19 protein-coding genes and 1 pseudogene are annotated in these 22967 nt (G+C 61.1%); 13 read left to right on the top strand and 7 right to left on the bottom strand.

Annotated features, from left to right (window positions below; genetic code table 11):
* The first annotated feature begins 11 nt into the window (after positions 1-11).
* The 3 genes from BFN67_RS06445 to BFN67_RS06435 are packed head-to-tail and all read left to right on the top strand — an operon-like array spanning position 12 to position 3344.
* Complete coding sequence (locus BFN67_RS06445) at positions 12-1088, top strand: tartrate dehydrogenase (protein ID WP_080918803.1); 1077 nt, start codon at positions 12-14, stop codon at positions 1086-1088.
* Positions 1089-1095: 7 nt separating this feature from the next.
* Positions 1096-2166, top strand: coding sequence for a tartrate dehydrogenase (locus BFN67_RS06440; RefSeq protein ID WP_080918802.1), 1071 nt, complete (start codon positions 1096-1098; stop codon positions 2164-2166).
* An 11-nt stretch (positions 2167-2177) separates the two neighbouring features.
* Positions 2178-3344, top strand: coding sequence for a mandelate racemase/muconate lactonizing enzyme family protein (locus BFN67_RS06435; RefSeq protein ID WP_080918801.1), 1167 nt, complete (start codon positions 2178-2180; stop codon positions 3342-3344).
* A gap of 257 nt (positions 3345-3601) precedes the next feature.
* On the opposite strand, the gene BFN67_RS06425 is transcribed toward BFN67_RS06435, so the two are convergent.
* On the bottom strand, positions 3602-4591 hold the full coding sequence (locus BFN67_RS06425; protein ID WP_080918800.1) for an AraC family transcriptional regulator: 990 nt from the start codon (positions 4589-4591) through the stop codon (positions 3602-3604).
* A 214-nt stretch (positions 4592-4805) separates the two neighbouring features.
* On the opposite strand from BFN67_RS06425, the gene BFN67_RS06420 reads away from it, so the two are divergent.
* The 6 genes from BFN67_RS06420 to BFN67_RS25180 all read left to right on the top strand — a co-directional run bounded on the left by BFN67_RS06420 (position 4806) and on the right by BFN67_RS25180 (position 12721).
* On the top strand, positions 4806-7964 hold the full coding sequence (locus BFN67_RS06420) for an autotransporter outer membrane beta-barrel domain-containing protein (RefSeq protein ID WP_080918799.1): 3159 nt from the start codon (positions 4806-4808) through the stop codon (positions 7962-7964).
* A 76-nt stretch (positions 7965-8040) separates the two neighbouring features.
* Positions 8041-9738 (top strand): hypothetical protein, encoded by a 1698-nt coding sequence (locus BFN67_RS06415; protein WP_080918798.1) that lies wholly within the window; start codon positions 8041-8043, stop codon positions 9736-9738.
* A gap of 55 nt (positions 9739-9793) precedes the next feature.
* Positions 9794-10753, top strand: coding sequence for an OmpA family protein (locus BFN67_RS06410; RefSeq protein ID WP_080918797.1), 960 nt, complete (start codon positions 9794-9796; stop codon positions 10751-10753).
* A gap of 26 nt (positions 10754-10779) precedes the next feature.
* Positions 10780-11367: a hypothetical protein gene (locus BFN67_RS06405; RefSeq protein ID WP_139789052.1), complete on the top strand. Its 588-nt coding sequence runs from the start codon at positions 10780-10782 to the stop codon at positions 11365-11367.
* 29 nt (positions 11368-11396) lie between these two features.
* Positions 11397-12368, top strand: coding sequence for a DUF4424 family protein (locus tag BFN67_RS06400; protein WP_204842127.1), 972 nt, complete (start codon positions 11397-11399; stop codon positions 12366-12368).
* Positions 12368-12721 carry a DUF3592 domain-containing protein gene (locus BFN67_RS25180; RefSeq protein WP_080918795.1) on the top strand — a complete coding sequence of 118 codons (354 nt, stop codon included), beginning with the start codon at positions 12368-12370 and terminating at the stop codon, positions 12719-12721. Before BFN67_RS06400 ends, BFN67_RS25180 begins: the two co-directional genes overlap by 1 nt.
* A 15-nt stretch (positions 12722-12736) precedes the next feature.
* Here the strand turns inward: BFN67_RS25180 and BFN67_RS06390 are convergent.
* The 5 genes and pseudogenes from BFN67_RS06390 to BFN67_RS06370 form a co-directional block, all read right to left on the bottom strand.
* A pseudogene (locus BFN67_RS06390) lies at positions 12737-12979 on the bottom strand (IS630 family transposase); the annotation flags it as partial.
* A gap of 665 nt (positions 12980-13644) precedes the next feature.
* Positions 13645-14994 (bottom strand): chloride channel protein, encoded by a 1350-nt coding sequence (locus BFN67_RS06385; protein ID WP_245295170.1) that lies wholly within the window; start codon positions 14992-14994, stop codon positions 13645-13647.
* Between the two features lie 127 nt (positions 14995-15121).
* Positions 15122-15991: a DMT family transporter gene (locus BFN67_RS06380; RefSeq protein WP_080918794.1), complete on the bottom strand. Its 870-nt coding sequence runs from the start codon at positions 15989-15991 to the stop codon at positions 15122-15124.
* Positions 15992-16395: 404 nt separating this feature from the next.
* Positions 16396-17421 carry an aldo/keto reductase gene (locus tag BFN67_RS06375; RefSeq protein ID WP_158083482.1) on the bottom strand — a complete coding sequence of 342 codons (1026 nt, stop codon included), beginning with the start codon at positions 17419-17421 and terminating at the stop codon, positions 16396-16398.
* Positions 17422-17423: 2 nt separating this feature from the next.
* The gene (locus tag BFN67_RS06370) at positions 17424-18347 is read right to left on the bottom strand and encodes an amidohydrolase family protein (RefSeq protein WP_080918792.1); all 924 of its coding nucleotides are present in this window, start codon (positions 18345-18347) and stop codon (positions 17424-17426) included.
* Positions 18348-18500: 153 nt separating this feature from the next.
* Between BFN67_RS06370 and BFN67_RS06365 the strand changes: the two genes are divergently transcribed.
* Entirely contained in the window at positions 18501-19601 is a 1101-nt protein-coding gene (locus tag BFN67_RS06365) for a Gfo/Idh/MocA family protein (protein ID WP_080918791.1), read from the top strand.
* On the top strand, positions 19601-19960 hold the full coding sequence (locus BFN67_RS06360; RefSeq protein WP_080918790.1) for an L-rhamnose mutarotase: 360 nt from the start codon (positions 19601-19603) through the stop codon (positions 19958-19960). The genes BFN67_RS06365 and BFN67_RS06360 overlap by 1 nt, the downstream gene beginning before the upstream one ends.
* An 8-nt stretch (positions 19961-19968) precedes the next feature.
* Here the strand turns inward: BFN67_RS06360 and BFN67_RS06355 are convergent, their stop codons facing one another.
* Entirely contained in the window at positions 19969-20856 is an 888-nt protein-coding gene (locus BFN67_RS06355; RefSeq protein ID WP_080918789.1) for an IclR family transcriptional regulator, read from the bottom strand.
* Positions 20857-20977: 121 nt separating this feature from the next.
* Here BFN67_RS06355 and BFN67_RS06350 point away from each other — a divergent pair, with 121 nt between their 5' ends.
* Together BFN67_RS06350 and BFN67_RS06345 are read left to right on the top strand one after the other, a co-directional pair.
* Entirely contained in the window at positions 20978-21997 is a 1020-nt protein-coding gene (locus BFN67_RS06350; protein WP_080918788.1) for a succinylglutamate desuccinylase/aspartoacylase family protein, read from the top strand.
* A complete protein-coding gene (locus tag BFN67_RS06345; RefSeq protein WP_080918787.1) occupies positions 21994-22935 on the top strand; it encodes a threonine ammonia-lyase in 942 nt (313 codons plus the stop codon). The genes BFN67_RS06350 and BFN67_RS06345 overlap by 4 nt, the downstream gene beginning before the upstream one ends.
* Positions 22936-22967: the final 32 nt, after the last annotated feature.

Genomic DNA, 22967 nt, shown 5'->3' with positions numbered 1-22967 from the left:
AAGGAACAGGAATGAAGACCTATCGGATCGCCTCGATTCCCGGCGATGGGATCGGGATCGAGGTTATCGCTGCGGGCCTGCGCGTGCTCGAAGCACTTGTCGAGCGAGACGGCGGCTTCCGTCTCGACGTGAAGACGTTCGACTGGGGCAGCGAGCGCTACAAGCGCACCGGCGCCCTGATGCCCGAGGACGGCGCCGAACAGCTCCGCGACTTCGACGCCATTTTCTTCGGCGCGGTCGGTGCGCCCGACGTGCCCGATCATCTGACGCTCTGGGGCCTGCGGCTCGCCATCTGCCAGCCGCTCGACCAATATGCGAATGTGCGTCCCACCCGCATCCTGCCAGGCATCGAAAGTCCCCTGCGCGGCGTCGGACCGGGCGAACTCGACTGGGTGATCGTACGTGAGAATTCCGAAGGCGAATATGCCGGCCAGGGCGGGCGCTCGCACCGGGGCCTGCCGGGGGAGGTTGCCACCGAAGTCTCCATCTTCACGCGAATAGGGGTCGAGCGGATCATGCGCCACGCTTTCGTGCTCGCCCGGTCGCGGCCCCGCAAGCTGCTGACCGTGGTGACCAAGTCGAACGCGCAGCGCTACGGCATGGTGATGTGGGACGAGATCGCCCGTGAAGTCTCGCGCGATTTTCCGGACGTGACCTGGGACAAGATGCTCGTCGACGCCATGACCGTGCGGATGACGCTGAATCCGTCCTCGCTCGACACCATCGTGGCGACCAACCTGCATGCCGACATCCTGTCGGATCTGGCGGCAGCGCTTGCCGGCTCGATCGGCATCGCGCCAACGGCGAACCTCAACCCCGAACGCCGGACGCCCTCAATGTTCGAGCCGATCCACGGATCGGCCTTCGACATCACCGGCAAGGGCATCGCCAATCCGGTCGCAACCTTCTGGAGCGCATCGATGCTGCTCGAACATGTCGGCGAACGCGACGCGGCCCGCCGGCTGATGGACGCGATCGAAAAAGTCACCGCCGACCCGGACCTTCATACCCCCGATCTCGGGGGCGACGCCACGACCGAGCGCGTGACCGAAGCGGTGATCGCCGCAATCCGCAGCCGCAACGATTGAGGACGAAATGAGCGACAACAGCATGCGCATCGCCGTCATACCCGGCGACGGGATCGGCAAGGAAGTCGTACCCGAAGGAATTCGGGTCCTCGAAGCCGCGGCCCGCCGCTACGGGCTTGGTTTGCGGTTCGACGAGTTCGATTTCTCTTCCTGCGCCTATTACGCCAAGCACGGCCAGATGATGCCCGATGACTGGAAATCGCAGGTGGGCGGCCATGACGCGCTGTTTTTCGGCGCGGTCGGCTGGCCCGAAACGGTTCCCGATCACGTCTCGCTCTGGGGCTCGCTGCTGCTGTTCCGGCGCGAGTTCGATCAATATGTCAGCCTGCGCCCAGCGCGCTTGATGCCGGGCGTGCCCTCCCCGCTCGTCGGGCGCGGCCCGGGCGACATCGACATGATGATCGTGCGGGAAAATACGGAGGGCGAATATTCCTCCATCGGCGGCAGGATGTATCCGGGCACCGACCGCGAGATCGTGATGCAGGAGACGGTGATGTCGCGCATCGGCGTCGACCGTATCCTGCGCTACGCCTTCGAACTGGCGATGAAGCGCGGCCGGCGCCTGACCTCGGCTACCAAGTCGAACGGCATTTCCATCACCATGCCCTATTGGGACGAGCGCGTGGCGGAGATGGCCGCTGCCTACCCAGATGTGCAAGTCGACAAATATCATATCGACATCCTGACCGCACTGTTCGTGTTGCATCCTGACCGCTTCGACGTGGTAGTCGCCTCCAACCTATTCGGCGACATCCTGTCCGATCTCGGCCCGGCCTGTACCGGCACCATCGGCATTGCACCATCAGGCAATATCAATCCCGAGCGCGCCTTCCCGTCATTGTTCGAGCCGGTCCACGGCTCGGCGCCGGATATTGCCGGCCAGGGGATCGCCAACCCGGTCGGCCAGATCTGGGCCGGCGCGATGATGCTCGACCATCTCGGCCATCCCGAGGCGGCGGCCGGCATCCTCCAGGCCATCGAGAAGATACTGGCCGAACCTGCCCTGCGCACGCGCGACCTTGGCGGCAAGGCGGACACCATGACCTGCGGCAAAGCGATTGCCGACGCATTGAGTTGAAGAGAAACGACATGAGAATCCTCGAAATCCGCGAAAAGACCGTCTCGATCGCCTCCCCGATCGCCAATGCCTATATTGATTTTTCGAAAATGACCTGTTCGGTCGTCGCGGTCGTTACCGACGTGATCCACGACGGCAAACGCGTGGTCGGCTATGGTTTCAATTCCAACGGCCGCTACGGACAAGGCGCGCTGATGCGCGACCGGTTCATCGACCGCGTGCTGGAAGCCGATCCGGCAAGTCTTGTGGACGAAGCCAATGATAATCTGGATCCCTTCGCTATCTGGAATGCGCTGATGACCAACGAGAAGCCCGGCGGTCATGGCGAACGCTCCGTCGCCGTCGGCACGATCGATATGGCCGTGTGGGACGCCGTGGCCAAGATCGCCGGCGTTCCGCTCTGGCGCCTGCTTGCCGATCGCTTCCGTGGCGGCGTGGCCGACGAGAAGGTGTGGGTCTATGCTGCCGGCGGCTACTACTATCCGGGCAAGGACCACGGCAAATTGCAAGACGAGATGCGCAGCTACCTCGACCGTGGTTATTGCGTAGTGAAGATGAAGATCGGCGGCGCGCCGCTCAAGCAAGACATTGCGCGCATCGAAGCCGTGCTCGACGTGGTCGGAGAAGGCAGCCGGCTCGCAGTCGACGCCAATGGGCGCTTCGATCTCGAAACAGCCATCGCCTATGCGCAAGGCCTCAAGCCATATAATCTGTTCTGGTACGAGGAAGCGGGAGATCCGCTCGATTTCGCACTTCAGGCCGAGCTTGCCGAGCACTACGACCTGCCGATGGCTACCGGCGAAAACCTCTTCTCGCATCAGGACGCCCGCAACCTGTTGCGATATGGCAAAATGCGCCCGGATCGCGACTGGCTGCAATTCGACTGTGCCCTGTCCTACGGGCTGGTCGAATATCTGCGTACGCTCGACGTGATGCAGGAACTGGGCTGGTCCTCGCGCCGCGTGGTTCCACATGGCGGCCACCAGATGTCACTCAATATCGCCGCCGGCCTTCATCTGGGCGGAAATGAGAGCTATCCGGACGTGTTCCAGCCCTTCGGCGGATTTGCCGACGGTATTGCCGTGGAAGACGGCTTTGTCAGCCTGCCGCAGATCCCGGGCGTCGGGTTCGAAGCCAAGTCGGCTCTTTACCACGTGATGCGGGAAGTGGCCGAATGAGAGTGCGTCGCTTGGACGCTTGCGTGTCTAGCAACAGATGGGCGCGTATTAAAGAGCCGATCTTCATTTTGACAAGGTCGCAACCGCTAAGCTTGCTGTCGATTGTGAGGTCAAATAATACCCGGTCGCACATCGGCCCGTCGCGATCCAGGAAAAAGCGAATCAGCCAGATTGGCGTCGTAAACTTAACGATGTATGGAACTTAACGATGTATGGTCAGAATTTACGCGGGCTCTCCCTATTTTATTCGTTCCTGATCACTTCCATCGGTTCCGCCACGCATCTTCCCGATATTCGGACGGTGTCATGTCGTAACGGCGGCGAAAGGTGCGGTTGAAATAGGAAAGGTCGCCGAAGCCGCACGCATATGCAACCGCGGCAATTGTCGACGCGGCGTGCTCGCGATGCCGCAGCAATTGACAGGCACGATGTAATCGACGGCCCAGTACAAAATCCGAGAACGTCGTTTCTTCATTCCGAAAAAGTTTCCCGACGTAGCGTGGCGATATCCCGTTGCTCGCTGCAATGTCGTGAAGCGAGAGGCTCGGCTCGCTGAGCTGGCTTTCGATAGTGGCCTTGATCCCGCGCAGCCGGGCGGCGCGGATGCCCGGGCGGTTCTCCATCGCCGTTGTGGTAGGCTCGCCGGTGCGGGCAATTGCAGCCACGAGATCACGAAGGTGACTTGCTGCCATGTGGCTGAGATCGGCCGAAACGGCCTCCTGCCAGCCGCGCACCAGGTCAATATAACCGAGGAATAAGTCAAGCGTATCGCTTCGCTTGGGTATCACTGTCATGGACAAATCTTCGACGCGGGGAAGCATCGGCGCGAGACTATCAATCGGAACCGAAATGTTGGTGACGTGCGTTTCCCGTTCCGTTGCGAGCGTGCTGCACTCGCCGCCCCGCACGAAGACCGCGTCACCGGCGTCCACCACCTTCTCCTTGCCGCCCTGGGCAACCTGAAGCGGTGTGTCGGCAGTCACGACGAAGAGCGTATCTGCCTTGTCGTTTGAGATGAGCTTCTGCGTCCGCGCTACGCGAATTGGCGTTGCCGATACCAGGGAGAACGCGGCGCCGGGAAGCGCGCACAATGTGCCTTCGGCATGAAAGGGAATGTCCTTCGCGGGCTCGATATCGAGATGGACCACTTTTTGCCCGAATACTTCCCTCCAGGTCGCGAGCCTGTCCGCAACCGGTAAAGATGCCGTGGAGAAGTATTGATACGGCTGTGGTGTCAGCTCATTCAAGCGGCATCCCCTATCGCTGATATAAAAACATGCACCGCAAAGATGAGCGCGTCAATTGATGCCTTCTGGTCCGCAACTGGTTCCTCCCGGTCCAAGACATCCTGCCCGCCAGCGGGGCAGTTTGTGTTCTGAAGCAGGTTTATCTTTTGCGCCGCGCATGAATGACCATGAGGGTCTGATATGTGCTGCGATCTATTGTGCGGCGAGGGAATGTATGCAGGGCAACAACAACACCGGGATCGAACATAAATCCGGTCCACTCGATCTGGCGGCAGTTCTGTGCTCGACAACGGCACTTACGGGGTTTGCGGTGGTCGTGGCACTCGTGGTCGGGCCGGCGCGCGCCGACGAGTGGACGGGCGTGATTTCAGGCGATTGGTACACGGCGGGCAACTGGGCCGACGGCAGCGTGCCGACCGCGGCAGACGACGTCATTTTGAACGAAACGACCCCAAATTATACCAGGATTGGTCCGGGTGTTGCGAACGCCGATTATCTTACGATCGGTGCAGCATCCAGCATCGGCACACTACAGGTGCATAGCGACGGCGACCTGGTAACCGGAGGAGGCACGGTCGGCAGGTCCAGCCTTGGCACGGCAACCATCATGGGCACGGGCTCCACCTGGAATTCCGGATCCCTGAAGGTTGGCGACTATGCTCAAGGCATATTGACCATCGGAAATGGAGGCGCCGTCAGCAGTGGCGTTACCTATCTCGGCTACAACGCGCAAGGTGACGCGACCGTGACCGGCCTGAATTCCCGCTGGACTATAACGGACGATTTTACTGTGGGCGGCGGTTTTCCCTGGGTAACTGGCGATGGCGGGTTGGTCATCAAGGATCGGGGTGCCGCAACCAGCGTAAACACCACCCTCGGTCAGGGCGACCGCTCTTTTGGCTCCGTCACCGTAACGGGCGGCGGCTCCACATGGACAAACAGCGGCTACCTGCATGTCGGCGAGCACGGCACGGGCACGCTGACCATCGAAGACGGCGGCGCCGTGACCACAGGTGGCAATGCCTCCGTCGGCCGCGATTCCGGCGGCGTCGGCACCGCGACCGTCACTGGGCTCGGCTCCACCTGGACCACCAACGGTTTTCTCAGAATCGGCAGCCTGACGGGCAGCGAGGGCTCGCTCACAATCGCCGATCAAGGCACGGTAATCAGCAACAGCCAGGTACGCCTTGCCAACGCGCCCGACACGCTCGGCACGGCGCTCGTCACCGGCGCCGGCTCGAAGTGGATCGGCCCCGCAACGCAATTCCATGTCGGCTTCAAGGGCGAGGGATCGCTCACCATCACCGACCAAGGCGAGGTCGAAAGCGACTTTACTTCGCTGGGCTACCAAGGCAACGGCACCGCTGCGGTGAAGGACGGCGCTGTCTGGATCATCAGCGACGACTTCGGCGTAGGCGTGGGGGGCACCGGCGTGCTGGAGATTGATAGCGGTGGAAAGGTGAAGGGCATCGACAGCACGATCGGCGTTGAGGCCGGGGGCGCCGGCGCGGTGACCGTCATCGGCGCCGGTTCGACCTGGACGAACACGGCTTCCCTGGAAGTCGGCGGCAACGGCAGCGGCACGTTGCGCGTTGATGCCGGTGGTGCGGTGACCAATATCAACGGCTATATCGGAAGGGGAGCCGGTTCAAGCGGCACCGCCATTGTCGCCGGCATTGCCTCAAGCTGGACGAATACCGGCGATCTTTATGTCGGTGATGGCGGCGACGGGACGCTGATCATCGGTCCGAGCGCGACAGTGACCGCGACGGGCGCGGTCTCGGTCGCCGATCAGCCCGGATCGAGCGGCCTGGTTGTCGTCAACGGCGATCTCGTAGGGACCGTCGGCGTCAATATCGGCGGTCGACTCGCGGGTTTTGGCACGGTAACGGGCAACACGACTGTCGGCGGCACGGTCGCGCCGGGCAATTCCATCGGCACGCTGCACATCGTCGGCCCCTACTCGCAGGCGGCGGGGTCGACCTACGAGGTTGAGATCGATGCGGCCGGAAACAGCGACCTGATCGAGGTGGCCGGTGCCGCGACGCTGATGGGCGGCACGGTCGAAATCATATCGCTCCCGGATTTCGCCCTTGCCACGCCCTACACGATCCTGACGGCGACCGGCGGCGTCACCGGGACGTTCGCCGGAACGGCGATGGGCTTTTCGTCGGCCTTCCTGACGCCGCAACTGACCTATGGGACCAACGACGTCACCTTCACCATTGCTCAAACCGCCAGCTTTGCCAGCGTTGCGCTGACCCCGAACCAACGGGCCGCCGCCGGAGGCGTCGACAGCCTTGGTGCCGGCAACCCGGTCTGGGACGCCATAGCGCTCTTGCCCTCGGCCTCGGCAGCGCCGGCAGCCTTCGATGCGATCTCCGGCGAGGTTCACGCCTCTGCTGCGAGTGTGCTGATCGAGGACAGCCGCTTTGTGCGCGAGGCGGTGGATGCTCGTTTGCTTGCCGCCTTCGCCGGTGTCGGAGCGAAAGCCATGCCGGTGCTCGCTTATGGTGACGACGGGCCTCAGGCCGCGCCTGCCGACACCGACCGCTTCGCCGCATGGGGCCATGCCTTCGGCTCCTGGGGTGAATGGGACAATGACGGCAACGCCGCCTCGCTCACCCGCGATACGGGCGGCTTCGTGCTTGGCGGCGATATGGCGGTGGCCGACATATGGCGGCTTGGCCTGCTTGCCGGCTACTCCAGCACCAGCTTCGACATAGATGACCGCGCCTCCTCAGGATCCGCCGACAGCTACCATCTCGGCGCCTATGCCGGCACAAAGATCGGCAAATGGGGCCTGCGCTTCGGCGGCGCCTATAGCTGGCACGCTATCGATACGGCACGCACGGCTTCCTTCGCGGGCTTCACCGACAGTCTCGAAGCCGAATACGACGCCTCAACGGCACAGTTCTTCGCCGAGGCCGGCTATCGCATCGACACCGCCCGTATCAGCTTCGAGCCGTTTGCCAATCTCGCCTATGTCAATCTGCACACGGACGGCTTCACCGAGACGGGTGGTGCGGCGGCGCTAACGGCCGCCTCCTCCAGCCAGAACACGACCTTCACCACGCTCGGCCTGCGCGCCGGGACGGCTCTGCCGCTCGGCGGCATAACGGCACGGCTGCACGGCATGCTCGGCTGGCGCCATGCCTTCGGTGACGTCACACCGACCGTCGACCTCGCGTTTACCGGCGGCGACGCCTTCACGATCGCCGGCGTGCCGATCGCTAAGGATGCGGCCATCATCGAGGCCGGCCTCGACCTGGCGCTGAGCCCCAATGCAAAGCTCGCCATCGCCTATAACGGCCAGATCGGAGATGGCGTCAGCGACCATGGGGCAAAGGCGGACCTGACGGTGAAATTCTGACACGCCGGGAACAGGATTTTCACCCGATCGCCGACCAAAGTTGCCGAACGACCGGCCAGGAAACGGGGGCCATCGAATGCCGAAAGCCATAATCCCGATTGTCGCGGCAGCTTTTTGCACCTTGTGGTTTCACACAACGCCCGCCCAGGCGGATTTCGGTGATTGCACTGAATCTTCCTACAGGGCAGAGTTCGACCCGCGCCTCGAAACCATGCCTTTCGATTGCGTCGAGCGGTTGCGGATCAATGTCCTCACCGAGACGGGCTCCAGCGATATACGGCTCATACATCACCGCCACGCGGACTGGGCATTGTCGCCGCGCCTGATCGATGAATTCGAGCGTGGCCTGCGTGGGGCAGCCGATGCACTCAGCCTGATCGGCTCCTTCCGTCTCGACGATGTCACTGTGATGCTTATCGACGGTCCGCCGCCGCGCGAGGCGTCGTCCGACCGCTTCAGCAACATAGCCGCTCAAACCGGCGCAAGCGATGGCGAGTGCCGTATTGCGGTTTATCTGTTGAGCGTCGGCGCCACGGTGGAACACGCCGCCTATGTGATCGCGCACGAGTTCTTTCACTGTGTGCAGGAAGCGAGTTTGTCTCCGGCGCAAATGGGCAGCAGCGGCGCCGGAACGGGCGTCGGCGGCGATTGGTGGATTGAAGGTTCGGCCGACTGGTTCGCGGCATTGTCATTACCCGAGATCGGACCGCTAAACGACCGGACCTACCGCTTCGACAGCGTCTCGGACGATACGCCGCTCTACGAGATGGCCTATGAGGCGGTTGTCTTCTTCCTTTGGCTGAACGACGAAACGGGGCCGTCCGGCGTCATGCCCTTTCTCCATCAGATGGCTTCCAGAGCCGGTGCCGGCGCGCAGCGCAGCGCCATGCAGGGCGCGCTTACGGCAGATCAATGGCTGTCCTTCGCGCAGGCCTATATCGGCCGCGATATAAAACATCCGCACGGCACGGCGCTGTCGATCAATCCTTCTGACGGCGATACGTGGCATTGGTCTGAAACCCGGACCGAGAGGATCAGGCTCGACCCCTTCGTGATCCGCCGCGGCTGGGTGGAGTTGGAGTGCGGGGAATGGGCGACCGAGGTCCGGCCCGATGAAGGCTATGCCACTCGCAGCGAAGGCGGTTCATGGGGCGATCTTCCGGAAACCATCGATACCAATGATGGCGGCGAGAGCCGCTACCGTTTTGTCGGCATCGCGGCCGACACCTCGGATCGCACGCTTGAGCTGCGCGTCGACCTCGAAGCCGGATGCCAGCCCTGCGGAGGCATCGATGCCCTCGATGCCTGTGTCGTGGGGCAGTGGCAGGAAGTCGGCGGCGGCCCTATCGAATGGATGCAAAAGCTGCTGCGAAGGCCGAAGGTGGTGGAGGGCGAACGGCACAACGTCGTCTATACCTACGAATCCGACGGCACATTTGCCACCGCCCGTTTGTCAGCCGAGTTGACAACCATCGCGGAAACCAGCGAAGGCGATGTGCATGGTGACGGTAGGGCGGCTTCCCAGTCATCCGGGCGCTGGTCCGTCGAAGACGGCCGACTCAATTTGTGTCAGGATCAATTGCACTTTCAAGGAGAGGTGAAGATGACCGCTCCCGACGGTATGACCGCGACCATGGAGCTTCCCACGCCGGTGGCACCGGAGAATGCGACCATGCGCTACACCTGCTCGGAAACAAGCCTGGAAACCACCTTGACCTTTCCAGGAATACCAGAACCCATGGTGACACGATATTCGAGAATGTCTGGTGGGTGATCCTGGTCATGCGGTGTGGAGCACGGCGATAAGGCCAAGGCGGGAGGAATGAACCATGCGCTTCGTGCTTGCGATATTCATATGCTTGTTCGGTATCGGTGTTGCGAATGCCACTGATGTGGCAGGCAGCGCCGACCATCCGCTGATTCCGCGTTATGAAGGCTCGGAGATCGTCAGCTACGATGCCCAGGAATTTACCGATTACCGGCTGATGGTCGCCAAGGCGGCGGTCTATGGCGGGCTGGACAAGAACCTCGATGCCACGCTTCCGCTCGAAGGCAAGGTGACGCGTCTCAGCTATCGCGCGCCGGCCGACCGTTCGGTGCTCGAAGTCTTTCGCAACTATGAGAACGCGCTGAAGGCGGTCGGTTTCGAGATGGTCTTCACATGCGAGAAGGACGCCTGCGGCGGGCGCAACTTCAACCACACGATCGCGGCGGGCAAACTCTATTCCCTTTACGGCGAATACCAGGCCGAGCAGCGCTATCTGGCAGCCAAGCTCTCGCGGCCCGAAGGCGATGTCTATGCCACCGTCTACGCGGTGATGAACAAATCCGGCGGCGGGCCGAACGCAAACCGCACGATGGTCCAGCTCGATGTCGTCGAACTGAAGCCTATGGAAGAGAAGATGGCGGTGCTCGATGCCGGCGCGCTCCAGTCGGAGATCGCGACCGAGGGCCGTGTCGCCGTCTACGGCATCCTCTTCGATTTCGACAAGGCCGATATCAGGCCGGATTCCAAGCCGCAGCTCCAGGAGATTGCCGCGCTCCTGAAGGACAGTCCCGACCTCAAGGTGCTGATCGTCGGCCACACCGACGCCAAGGGTGCGCTCGACTACAATCGCGACCTCTCGCTGCGTCGCGCGAAATCGGTGGTCGCCACACTCACCTCCGTCTACCGCATCGACACCGGCCGCCTCACTGCCGTCGGTGTCGGCATGGCTGCGCCCGTCGCCACCAACCGCACGGAGGAAGGGCGGGCGAAGAACCGCCGCGTCGAGATTGTCGAATGGTAAAGGCGTACCGAACGAGTACGGCGCTGGTGGCGGCCATTATCCTGACCTTGCCCCTGCCGGCGCAGGCAGGGGACATCACCAGTGCCTATACCAAAATCGATCCCTCCGACTGCATGGTATTCACGACCGCCGATGCCGCCAATGGCGTCCCCCGACAGGCTGTTTGTCCGGGATATGGCGGGTATCCCGTTCTGATTCTGACGACAGCGGATCGCGAGAGCGTCTATTACGGCTTCCCGCCCCACGGCGAGTTCATATCGCGCTGGGTAAGTTTCTCTGCCCCCAATCGAATGGGCGGGACGATTGAGTGGCGCGTCCTAACGGAGGGCGATCGCTCGGTTCCTGTCGCTGCAATTCAACGCTGGTTTATTGACGATCCAAATCATAGCGAAGCGGCTGTGGAAGTCCTTGTCGTCCGCAAGGTCGGTCAGATCGAGGAATGGCGAGGATGCATCCTTGGCTACGTCGTTGCGACGGGCAATGCCGACGCCAACCAGAAGGCGCGTGAGATCGCCGATGCCAAGGCCCATGAGAATGACTGCCGAATCATCGACGTAGCCATCGAGGAAGGAGCGCGCCCACTTCCTTCGATTACACTCTACGGATACGACTGATCGCGTCGAGGGGGACGCAAACGATGAGATTGGACTTGACTCTCATATCGGGCGTCCTCATCGGATTGTGCTTCCCGACAGCCGCGCTTGCGAATGGCGCGATGGCGTCGTTCCCGGCGGGTGGCGTCATCTTCCATCAAAATGAGCACGTTTCGATCGAACGCGAGGATCTGACGATCGGCCTTGAACGCATCCACGTGCACTATGTCTTTCGCTCGTCCGCGGACCGCCCGCTTCAGCTCACGATCGGTTTTCCGATGCCAAAAATGATGCTCGACGGTGGCACGAACATGCTGATCCTCAGGAGCGCATCGGAAACCGATCTGCGCAACTACATGGCTTTCGAGGTCAAGGCCAATGGCAAACCGATCCAGCCCAAACTTCACGAATATGGCTGGATGAACGGAACCAACGTCACGGCGCAATTGCAGTCCATGCAGATTCCCGTACTTTTGGCCGACCCGAGCTTTTTCGAGCTCCAGAACCTTCCGCAATCCACCCTCGACGCTCTCATGGAAGCGAATCTCGTTGAGAGCTATGGCGAGGATCCCTTCTACTACCCACGATGGAAGTATCAGACCGTCTACGAATGGCAGCAGACCTTTCCACCCGGTGAGAGAACGGTCGACATCACTTACGTGCCGCTTTACGGCGTCGAAACGACCGAAGGCAAATACTCTTTATTTCCCGGCACGGGAAATACCCGCTACTGCTACGACGATGCATTCAAGACGCGCTTCGACGCGCAGCATGCGTATTTCGAGCCGATGCAACTCAGCTATCTCCTCAAGACAGCACGAAACTGGAGCGGGCCGATAGGCGCGTTTCAACTGAAGATCGAGAACCCCGAGGGCTATCTGTTCAGCTTCTGCCCTCCTGCCGGCCTGAAGACGGGAGGCGCAGGATTTCGTCCCGGAATCGGATATCGACATGATCTTTTTCTACCAGGATCCGCCTCCGTAGGGCTGGCGGCAGGTAACGTAGTTAAGAGGGTCCCATAATGGGTTTTGTTGGCATCTGCCTTCTGGGCCTCGTCATCGTCGGTCTTGTCGTCCGCGGGGCCATCGGACGAGGAAAACAGGTTCAAGCTTTGACCCAGCGCGGAATTGCTACCCAAGCGCAAGTAGTGCGCAAATGCCGCAAGCTGGTCGGCAGCCACAGGCACGAATGGGCTTTCCGCTATCGATTTTCAGTCGAAGGAAGAGAGTTTGACGCGCAGACCTTGGATGTCCGCGATGCATTCACGCATCTGGAGCCCGGCGATACCCTGGATATCTACTATCTGCCTGAAAACCCCTCCGTCAGTGCTCCGGCCTGGCTGGTCGATGAAGCAAGGTCGGCGGTGCCTACGTGATATGATGTCTAGGATGTAGTCGTCCGTCATCGTACCGGCGCGGCCCTTCTTCATCGGCAGGCCGGGCTGGGTTCGGTCGAGCGCCTGAATCTGCGACTTCTCATCGACCGACAGCATCACGGCATGGGCCGGTGGTTCGACATACAAGCCAACGATGGTCGTGAGTTTCTCGGCGAAGGCCGGATCGTTGGAGAGCTTGAAGTACCGCCAGCGGTGCGGGCTGAGACCGTGGGATTTCCAGATACCCTGCACCGTCGAGGTCGCGAATCTGTCGGTGGATGTTGCCAACGGTGAGCCAATGTGAGGAAGAAGGAACAGTTCCGCTGCTCGCAATCTTGTGAGATGGAAGCCTGTCTCGAGGGGCGAGGCATGGGCGCTCTCATGTGATTCTATACTGTCTGTCCAACCGCCGTGCCGTCATGGCCGGTGAAAACGAAAAAGCCGCTGGGAATTCCACCCAACGGCTCCGGCGTGTGCGTCCTCGCTAATCAACTCGCCAGTACATCCGTGGTCGGACGAAGAGCGAGGCTCCAGCGCATCAACCTTTGTCGGGACGCGCTACACACTCGTTACATGGACGGCGATTGCGGTTTAATCAAGGCCTATGCCGCCCACATTCGGCGTCCATGACGGATCCAGTACAGAGCAGTTTGGTAGCTAGGGTCAGGACCCATCAATCTGGTCGAAATGGTGTGAGGCCATCTGTTCGGATAGGCGGAGCGGAGGCGCAGGAAACCGTTCGGTTTTCAAGTCCTTCGCGACAATGCAGCCGGGCAGATGGACCACATCCTGTGGACGCCAAAACGGCTGTGATCTGCTGCGTCGAACCGCTCGACCGGGGGAACTACCCCGCTCTTCGCGTCTCTCCTTGCATCTCTTTGCCGTTTCCGGCGCCATTTCGATCATATTAATGAGTCCTGACCCTAGCGCCAACGCTTCCGTTTTCGTCCTAACCACCGGAGTAAGCCATACGCGAGCTTGGCCTTTTCGGTCTCAACGGATGTCTCTGGCTGAATTCGCATCCACGACGACTTGGAGTAGGCAAGGCGTTGTTCGGGGTAGATGCTTCGATGCCCGATCATGAGATAGGCCGCGATCGCAGCGCCGGCGATGTAGACCGTGCCGATTGAGCCACCAAACAGTTCGACGCCCATCAGAACGGCGGCGATCGGGGTATTCGATGCCGCTGCCACCACGCTGGTCAGCCCAACGGCCGCGCCAAGCATTGCATCCATGCCGAGCAGGTGAGCAAAGGCGCTGCCTGCCACAGCGCCGATGACAAATTGTGGAGTGACGATACCGCCATAGAAGCCCGAGCCGATGGTGATGGCCACAAGCAGGCTTTTCCATAGGAAACCAAAATACGGCATCGGCTCTCCTGCCAGTGCCCGATCCATGAGAGAAAGGCTGAGTCCGAGATAATCAGTTGGAATGATCAGGATCAGGAGGGCAAGTAGAACACCGCCACCAAGCGGCATCAGTGGCGGCCAGACCTTGAACCGATTCCTGAGGTGGACCGAAAGCCAGGCAGTACGATAGACGAATTCCACGAACACGAGGGCGACAATGCCGCAGATAACACCGAGCACCGTTGTTTTCAAAAACAGCGTCTCGGAGAACCCCGGCAGTGCCGGAAGCTGGTAATACTGGTAGGGAACGCCCCACAGTATGCTGACATGGTAGGATGCGGCGCCCGCAACGATTGCCGGCAAGAGGAAGTCGTGCCTGACGCGCCCGATCGCCAACACCTCGACGCCATAAATGGCGCCTGCAATCGGTGTGCCGAACACGCTCGCGAAGCCAGCACTCACACCGCAGGCCACGATCCGCAGTCGAAGTTCCGTGTTCAATCGAAGCGCCTGGCCGACCGCCGAGGCCAGCGACGCGCCAATGTGCGAGCAAGGTCCTTCCTTGCCCGCAGAACCACCGCTGCCGAGCGTGATGATGGCAGCGATAGGCTTGATCAGGATGGTCCGAAATGGCATCCGGCCCGATTGGGTATTCACCGCGGCGAAGATCGAATCCTTCAGGTCGCCGGTGTTAGCTCGATAGCCGTAGTATAGCAGCAGGCCGTTTAGCAGCCCCCCAACTGGCAACAGCAGCGTCTGAAGCCATAGCGGGACATCAGCTGTGCGGTCTGTCGCAAAGAACAGTCCATGCAGAAACAGGCTTGTGCCGGTTCCGATGATTGCGCCGGTGATGGTTGCCAGCACGAGCCATTGCACCACTGTAGCCAGCATGACGGCAAGTTCAATAAAATCGAAACGACGCATCGTGAGAAGACCGGAAGGGGGGACCAGCCGTGCATACGGCAAAGTCCCCAACGCCGACAAGGCATCTGTGATCAGCAGGAGGGCAACGGTGCCCCGTATGCCGCCAGTCCATGGCCATACGCGCGTATCAGACCGGCGGCATTTTGCGTCGTCTGCGGTCTGTGGCGAACAAGGTGACCGATACCCCGCCGACGATCCCGGCCATGGCAATCAGGAGCCGGCCAGTCAACGGTTCACCTATGAGAACCACGCCTCCTAAGGCTGCGATCCCAGGCACTGTCAGTTGAACGACCGCCGCGGTGGTCCGGGAGAGTTTGGGCAGAACATCGTACCAGATGATATAGCCCAAGCCGGACGCGATGGCGCCGGAGAACAGTGCATAGGCCACGCCCCCGCTGGTTGGGTGAGATCGGATAACGCCAGCGAGAACTGCGACGGCACCGATCGGAGCGCAACGAATGAAATTCCCCGCCGTGTCCGCCAAGGGCGATCGCGATCCTCTCCCAATCAAGGAGTATGTCCCCCACGATGCTCCGGCGATCGCCATCAGTGCTGCTCCCGACAATGGTGGAGCGGTCAAGCCGGGGAAAACGAGATAGGTCAGTGCGGCTATTGCGATGAACATGCCGAGCCACTCGAAAAGCGCGGGCCTGTCGCCCTTGGCTACGGCCCATGCGACCATGCTTATCTGCACGCTTGCAAAGAGGATGAGCGCTCCCGGACCGGCGCTGACCATGCCATAGGCGACGGAGAAGGTGATCGCGTAAAGTAGGAGCGAGACGGCTCCGGTCCAATTTCCTGTTCTTGGGAAAGTCCGTAGAACCTCGGAAGTTCGTCGGTAGAACAAGATAATCGCAAGCACTGCCGCACCCGACATCAATCTGATGCCGGTAAACGCGAGTGGGTCGATCGAGCCGTCTGAAAGAGCAAGTCTTGCCAGGACAGAATTTGTCGCGAAAGCCAACATCGCGATCGCGGTTAAGAGCGCAGTTCTCATGGATCGAAGAAATCATCTCCATTGCTCACCGGCAAGCAGCGTGATCCTCAAAAATTCCAAGGTCCAGACAGTGATACGAGAAACGCTCAGTAACGTCTTTAGTCAGCACGCGCGATCGACGAGCGATCGAGGCGGAGCATCAATCCATATCGCGTGCCATGCCGCACGGAGGCGCGCTGCTTGCTCGGAAACCCTTGGAAAAATTACGGGCATCCGATTGCAACATGCGCAACATGGATCGCACGAATTGACGTGTCGAATTCACGTAAATGGTTGGTTTTCAGGCTAAAAATGATGAAATGCCGGACAGGATGAAACTGGGAGCCCATATCTCATTGTTTCAAATTTGACCGCTGAATTAATGCCGCGACGGCGCGCTGATCGAAGTCATCGAACTCGCCTCGTTAGCTTGGAACAGGCGCGCGCGGATCAATCAGTTTCTTCTCGCGCAACCTCTGCCAGAACAATGCCGGGATTTGCGTTTCCAGCGATGCGAGATTTTGCGTCAACTCCACCGGCTTGGCCGCACCTGGAATAACCGAGACGACGGCCGGATGGGCGAGCACGAATTGTAACGCGGCAGCCGGTAGAGCTACGTTGTATTCTTCGCAGACCGCTTCGATGGCGTGAACCTTTTCTCGGATCGCATCGGGGGCTTTGGCATAACCATAGGCTCCGCCTGCACGGGAGCCGGACACCAGGATACCGGACGCGAAAGGCGCGCCTATGATGACCGAGACGCCTCGCCTGGCGCAAGTATTCATGCCCTCATCGAGATCGCGCTGATCGAGCAGCGTATAGGGCATTGCCACCAGGCAGAAATCCAGGTCGAGCCGGCGCACCATCTCGCGCAGCGCATCTGACGTGTTGATGCCACAGCCGATCGCCTTGATCTGGCCGCTGCCCTTCAACTCGGCAAGTGCCTTCATCCCGCTGTTTTCGAGATCGTCGAGATGCCCTGCCAGCGCCTCGCCATGATAGCCCGCTTCGAGGTCGTGGATAACCAACGCATCGAGCGTATCGAGGGCCAGCCGCTGCAGCGACTGCTCGTAGGCGCGCATGATACCGTCATAGGAATAGTCGAAACGAATATCGAAATTCAGCCCGCCGGCCCATGGCGCGCGGTCGAAGGCGGTGGGGTTTTCAGGCCGGTGGAGTGTGCGGCCGACCTTGGTCGTTACGATGAAATCGCCGCGCGACTTCGTGCGAAGGAAGCTGCCGAGACGATGCTCGGCAAGGCCGCGCCCATACCAAGGCGCCGTGTCGTAATAGCGAACGCCTGCCCGCCATGCCGTCTCCAGCGTGGCGCGCGATTGCTCCTCGTCAACCTTGCCATAGAGTTCGCCCAGATGCGCGGTGCCGAGGCCGAAGCATGGCAGCGACAGTGATGTGCAGGCGATTTTGCGCGTTGCCGTCAAGGATGGCGGCATGTCTATTCCTCGCATGGATGCGATGGCACACGGTAGAACTCCGTGGCGTTGCTGGCAAACAGGGCGAGTTGTTCCTCCTGGCTAAGATCCGAGAACACGCGACGAAAATGCTCATAGGTCTGATGGAACGTGGCATGAAGCGTTGCCACCGGGTGATCGCTGCCGAGCATGCAGCGCCGCGCGCCGAAGGCGGCGAGACAGGCGCGCGCGACGGTGGTGAGGCTTTCTTCGGTCCAGTCGGGATCGTAGGCCACGAGATCGGAGATTTTCAGGAAGGCATTCGGGGCGCTAGCGAGGCGTTTCAAACCCTCGGCCCATGCCGCCATACCCTCGGTGCTTCGCTCGAAAGGAGAGCTGCAATGGTTGATGGCAAAGCGAATGCCTGGAAAGCTGGCAAACAGATCGCAGGCGTCGTCAACCTGCCAGGGCGACATCAACAGGTCGAGCGAAAAGCCGAGCGGTTCGAGACAACTGAGGCCTGCGCGCCAGTCCGTGTTCATCATCAGATGCCGCTCCGTCACCCGCGACATTGAGGGGTCTGGATGCCAACTCACAATGGCGCGCACGCCCGTCACACGCTTGTTTCTGGCCAGTGCCGCCAATGTCGCTTCGACATCCGGCGATGCCAGATCGGCATAGGCGACATAGCGTGCAGCGATCCCTTCGGGGCGCGGCAGGCTGTCGAGCCAGGCGATTTCGCCCTGCGGATCGTCCGGGTCCCAGCCGGCTTCGACATGGACGCTGGCGCGCAAATCATAACCGGTGGCGGCGCGCAGATAATCGTGCGGCAGGCAGGACTGCCCAAGCACCGGGCCGCTTTGACCCTTCAGCCAGGGGTGGCGACCGAGGGCTGTGTCCCACCAATGGTGGTGGGCATCGACAATCGGCCCATCATACAACCCGTCACCCTTGCTGTGCACAGCCATCAGCGGGCCAGATGCAATTGCGCCGCTGTGTCAGGATGGCGTTTTTCTCCTCCGATCGGCATGGCCGAGCCTCCTCCTTCAATTGACTCACTACAGCAGAGTACCTATCAAATATCAATTCAGCCTTTCGCTAATGATATAGCCGTGAGCAAGATGCCTGACACGTCCTTTGCCGATTTGCGGCAATCCTGGCCGATGCCCTCGCAGCGGCGCTCGATCACCATCATCGGCTGCGGCGGCATAGTGCGTGACGCGCATTTGCCAGCCTACAGGAAGATGGGGCTGCCGGTTGTCGGGGTCTTTGACGTCGAAGCCGCGGCGGCCCGTCAACTCGCACGCGATTTTGACATTCCGGTCGTTCATGCTTCACTGGATGAAGCCATTGCCGCCTGTTCGACGGAGGGCGTTTTTGATCTGGCTTTGCCGCCAACTGCCGTGCTCGAAACCGCCAAACGCCTGCCAAAAGGGGCAACTGTGCTGATCCAGAAGCCGCTGGGGCCGGACGGCGCTTCAGCCCGCGAGATCGTTGCCGCACTCGATGAGCGAGAAATCGTTGCGGCGACCAATTTTCAATTGCGCTTCACGCCGTCCATGCTCGCCATCGAGGATGCGGTGCGCCGTGGCTTGTTCGGTGAAATCGTCGATGTCGAAATCCATCTGGCGGTCTATATGCCGTGGGAACTGTGGTCGTTCATTCCAAAAATGCCGGCCGTGGAGATCCCGCTTCATTCGATCCACTATCTCGACTGGATTCGTGGTCTTCTGGGCGAACCGGACAGTGTCTATGCCAAGTCGGTTAAGCATCCGCGCTATGCCGGTCAGGCCGATGCACGCTCCAGCATCATTCTCGATTATGGCGAGCGTGTCCGCTGCGCCTTGTCCCTGAACCACACCTACGGCCATGGGCCACGGCACACCGAAGCCACCATTCGGGTCGAGGGTATCAAGGGTGCTGCGCATCTCAGCGTCGGCTATTTGCTCGATTACCTGCACCCGCAGCCGGAACGGCTGGAAATCTGTCATGAGGGTCAGGCATGGGCCGAGGTTCCGCTGATGGGAGAAAGGGTGCCGGACTCCTTCGCCTATGTCATGGCCAATCTTCAACGCTTTGCAGCGGGCGAGGACGAGCGTCTGGTCACGAATGTTGGTGACTCCTTGCACACCATGCTGCTGGTGGACGCCGCGCTCAAGTCCAGCCGCCTGGGTGGAGTGGTTCCCGAACCTCCTCTTGCCGGCGCCGCCACGAGGCCGTGATGCACGCTGGCGCGCATGACCACGAGCCGCTGGTCTTTCTCTACAGGCTCAAGCCCGGCATGGGGCCGGAATATGACCGGGCGCACCGGGCGGTGTGGCCGCAAATCATGACACTGCTCGATGAAGCCGGCGTTTACGATTATCGCATCTGGCGGCGCGGCGATCTGGTTATCAGCAGCCTGCGCACCCGATGGGGCTATAACCATGCGGCGCGCATTACGGCCGCCAGCGAAATTCAGGCAAAATGGACGGCGTCGCTGTCACATGTATTCGAAGAGATCGCCGATCAGAACGGCGAACCGCTTTGGCTGGACCTGATTTTCGAGCACCGGCCAATTCCGGCGAGTGGGCGGCAATGACAAGCCGTTCAGCAAGCCCGATTGGAGGGGCGCCGGACGATGCTGCGCGTCAGCGGAAAGCTGACGATTGGCGCAACCCCTCCCAACATTTCAGTAATCGCCTGGGCGGCGCGAAAGACCGACGCACAGGCGGCATCGAAGCCGATCGTCTGACGCGTTGCGGCCAGATAGGGCATGGTCAGCACGGCTTGCGCAAAGCCGCTGTGATCGAGCAGGGGAAAACTGACATCGGTGATGCCCTGCAGGCTTTCGTTGACCACCATCTCGTAGCCTTTGATGCGGATTTTCTCGATGCGCTGGATCAGAGCTTTCGCTTCCGCCGGCGACAGGTTCTTCCGCATGTCGTCCAGCACCCAGTCGCGAATGGCCGGAGGCTGCAGGGCCACGAGAAGGCGGCCCGAAGCGGTCGCCATCGCCGTGTTCTTCGTGCCGACCCGCAGGCGAAAGCCGAATGGCGCCGGACTGTCGGCCTGGGCAATGATGCGGATATTGGTCGCGTCGAGCACCGCCATATGCAGCGCTTGGCTGGCCGCGGCGGCCGCCTCGTTCATCAGCGGAACCGCGATGTCCACCAGACGCGCCAGGGGTGGATAGCGGCTGGCCAGTTCGTACATCCGGCTGGACAGGAAATAACCGTCCTCGTCGGGGCGGCGCTGAATGAACCCGCGCCGTTCCAGCACCATGACGACGCGATAGACTTCCTGCAGGGACCGGCCGAGCCGTTGGGCGATTTCGCTCTGGCTGACGCCCTGCGAAAGGTCCGCCAGCAGTTCGAGCACATCGAGCCCTTTTTCCAGCGCCGGCGCGCCATAGCGCTGTTTGCCTGCCGCCTCGGCCTTTGCCGTGGCGGACGTTTTTCTGTGGGCGGCTGTGCGGGGTCTCGGTGTTATGGTCATAGAGATCAACTGCGGGATCAGAACATGATCCCGCGCTTTTATTAGTGAAAAACAATGGCCGCAAGGGCACTCGACCAAAGGTCAGGTGTTCTCCTTGGGCATCGAAAGACAGAAAGCAAAAATGGCGGATAATCTCTCGAAAAAGATGATTTCGTGCACCGTGGATTTCGACCGGCCGGGCAGGCAGGTCGGCCAGTTCCATGTGCCGTTTTCGGGCAATGACGATGCCTGGGGCGTGGTCCCGGTTCCCATTGCCGTCATCGCCAATGGAAAAGGCCCGACCGTGATCCTTGAGGGCGGCAATCATGGCGATGAATATGAAGGCCCGATCGCGCTGGGCGAACTGATCCGCGATATCGACATCGAACAAGTCAGCGGCCGATTAATCGTCATTCCGGCCATCAACCAGCCGGCCGTGCAGGCCGCGCAGCGTAATTCGCCCATCGACGGCCTGAATTTGAACCGGGTTTTTCCCGGCAACGCGCTCGGCACCACGACCGAGCAGATTGCCGCTTTCGTGCACGACGTGCTGTTTCCCTTGGGCGATGTGTTTCTTGATCTGCACTCCGGCGGGTCTTCGCTCGATATCCTGCCCAGCGCGGTGATCGAGCCGGGCAACACGCCGCAAAAGCATCAGGACAATATGCGCGCTGCAATGGCATTCGGCGCGCCGGTCACCGTGGTGATCGACAACCGGGGCGATCCGCGCACGGCAACAGCCTCGGCGGCGCGCTATGGCATGACGTCGGTCGGCACGGAGATGGCGGGCAAGGGCACCGTGTCCATCGATGCGTTGGCGTTGTGCCGGCACGGCATCCGCAATGTGCTGGCAAGCGTCGGCGCGATCACGAGGCCGGTCGCAGCCTCCGCTACCCCGACCCGGCTTTGCAAGTTGTCGCCGCTCGCGCATGTCCTTGCCGAAGATGACGGTTTCCTCGAACCGCTGCATCCGCTCGGCACCGAGGTCGAGGCCGGGCAGGCTTGCGCCCGTATCCATTTTCTGACCCAGCCGCAGCGCCGCCCTGTCGACCTTCATTACAGGGCAAGCGGCATCGTCTATGGTCGCCGCCAGCCAGGACGGGTGCGGCCGGGCAATTGCGTCGTTGTCGTAGCCTCGGCCTATGAAGGAGAACCGGCATGATTGATCTGGACGATATCCGCGCGGCGGCGCGGCGCATTGCACTGCATATCAGGGACACGCCGACCGTCGAGGTGACACACGTTTCAGGACCCGCAACACCGGCGCGGCTGCTGCTCAAGCTGGAAAACCTTCAGGTCAGCGGTTCGTTCAAGGCGCGCGGCGCGATGAACAAACTGCTCAGCCTGCCCGCCGACGCGGTGGCCAGGGGCATCGTTACCGCATCGGGCGGCAATCATGGGCTGGCGGTCGTACATGCCGCGCAGCATGCAGGTGTCGCAGCAACCGTCTTCGTGCCGGAAAGCAGCACCGAGGAAAAGCGCGAGAAACTGCGTCTTCGCGGCGCCCGCGTCGAGGTCGTCGGCAAGATTTGGAACGAGGCGAATGTTGCAGCGCTTTCCCTGGCCGAGACAACCGGTGCCGCCTATTTCCATCCTTTCGCCGATCCGTATGTGATGGCGGGGCAGGGCACGATCGGGCTGGCGTTGTTGGAAGTGGCGCCCGAACTCGACACCGTGCTGGTGGCGATCGGCGGGGGTGGGTTGATCTCGGGCATGGCGGTTGCGCTCAAGGCGCTCAAGCCGTCGATTCGCATTATCGGCATCGAGCCGGTCGGCTCCCCGACGCTGAAAGCCAGCATCGATGCGGGACATGTCGTGCGGTTGCCAAGCGTCACCAGCAAGGTTGCCACGATGAGTTGCGGCGAAACCGATCCCGGCGTTTTCGGCGTCGTGCGCGACCATGTGGATGAACTGGTTCTCGTCACCGACGAAGACATGGAGTCGGCAGCGAAATGGCTGTGGTTCGAACTGGGCATAGCGGCCGACCTCAGCGGCGCTGCTTCCATTGCTGCCTTGAGATCCGGGAAGATTGCCGTTTCCAGGGGCAATGTTGTCGGCGGGCTTGTTTGCGGCGCGGGGCTGGACGTCGCTAAACTCTGAAGGGGCGATGGTCCGCGGCACCTTCACGCCGG

The sequence above is a fragment of the Manganibacter manganicus genome, from assembly GCF_002075885.1.
GTDB lineage: Bacteria > Pseudomonadota > Alphaproteobacteria > Rhizobiales > Rhizobiaceae > Mesorhizobium > Mesorhizobium manganicum.
Note: the sequence above shows the minus strand (reverse complement) of the source record. Positions and strands in the feature narration are given on the sequence as shown.

Coding starts and splice junctions, on each gene's coding strand:
- BFN67_RS06385 (WP_245295170.1), bottom strand. CDS start 14,994: ATGCGTCGTTTCGATTTTATTGAACTTGCCGTCATGCTGGCTACAGTG.
- BFN67_RS06435 (WP_080918801.1), top strand. CDS start 2,178: ATGAGAATCCTCGAAATCCGCGAAAAGACCGTCTCGATCGCCTCCCCG.
- BFN67_RS06345 (WP_080918787.1), top strand. CDS start 21,994: ATGATTGATCTGGACGATATCCGCGCGGCGGCGCGGCGCATTGCACTG.
- BFN67_RS06380 (WP_080918794.1), bottom strand. CDS start 15,991: ATGAGAACTGCGCTCTTAACCGCGATCGCGATGTTGGCTTTCGCGACA.
- BFN67_RS06445 (WP_080918803.1), top strand. CDS start 12: ATGAAGACCTATCGGATCGCCTCGATTCCCGGCGATGGGATCGGGATC.
- BFN67_RS06410 (WP_080918797.1), top strand. CDS start 9,794: ATGCGCTTCGTGCTTGCGATATTCATATGCTTGTTCGGTATCGGTGTT.
- BFN67_RS06370 (WP_080918792.1), bottom strand. CDS start 18,347: ATGGCTGTGCACAGCAAGGGTGACGGGTTGTATGATGGGCCGATTGTC.
- BFN67_RS06375 (WP_158083482.1), bottom strand. CDS start 17,421: ATGCCGCCATCCTTGACGGCAACGCGCAAAATCGCCTGCACATCACTG.
- BFN67_RS06420 (WP_080918799.1), top strand. CDS start 4,806: ATGCAGGGCAACAACAACACCGGGATCGAACATAAATCCGGTCCACTC.
- BFN67_RS06350 (WP_080918788.1), top strand. CDS start 20,978: ATGGCGGATAATCTCTCGAAAAAGATGATTTCGTGCACCGTGGATTTC.
- BFN67_RS25180 (WP_080918795.1), top strand. CDS start 12,368: ATGGGTTTTGTTGGCATCTGCCTTCTGGGCCTCGTCATCGTCGGTCTT.
- BFN67_RS06440 (WP_080918802.1), top strand. CDS start 1,096: ATGAGCGACAACAGCATGCGCATCGCCGTCATACCCGGCGACGGGATC.
- BFN67_RS06415 (WP_080918798.1), top strand. CDS start 8,041: ATGCCGAAAGCCATAATCCCGATTGTCGCGGCAGCTTTTTGCACCTTG.
- BFN67_RS06360 (WP_080918790.1), top strand. CDS start 19,601: ATGCACGCTGGCGCGCATGACCACGAGCCGCTGGTCTTTCTCTACAGG.
- BFN67_RS06355 (WP_080918789.1), bottom strand. CDS start 20,856: ATGACCATAACACCGAGACCCCGCACAGCCGCCCACAGAAAAACGTCC.
- BFN67_RS06365 (WP_080918791.1), top strand. CDS start 18,501: ATGCCTGACACGTCCTTTGCCGATTTGCGGCAATCCTGGCCGATGCCC.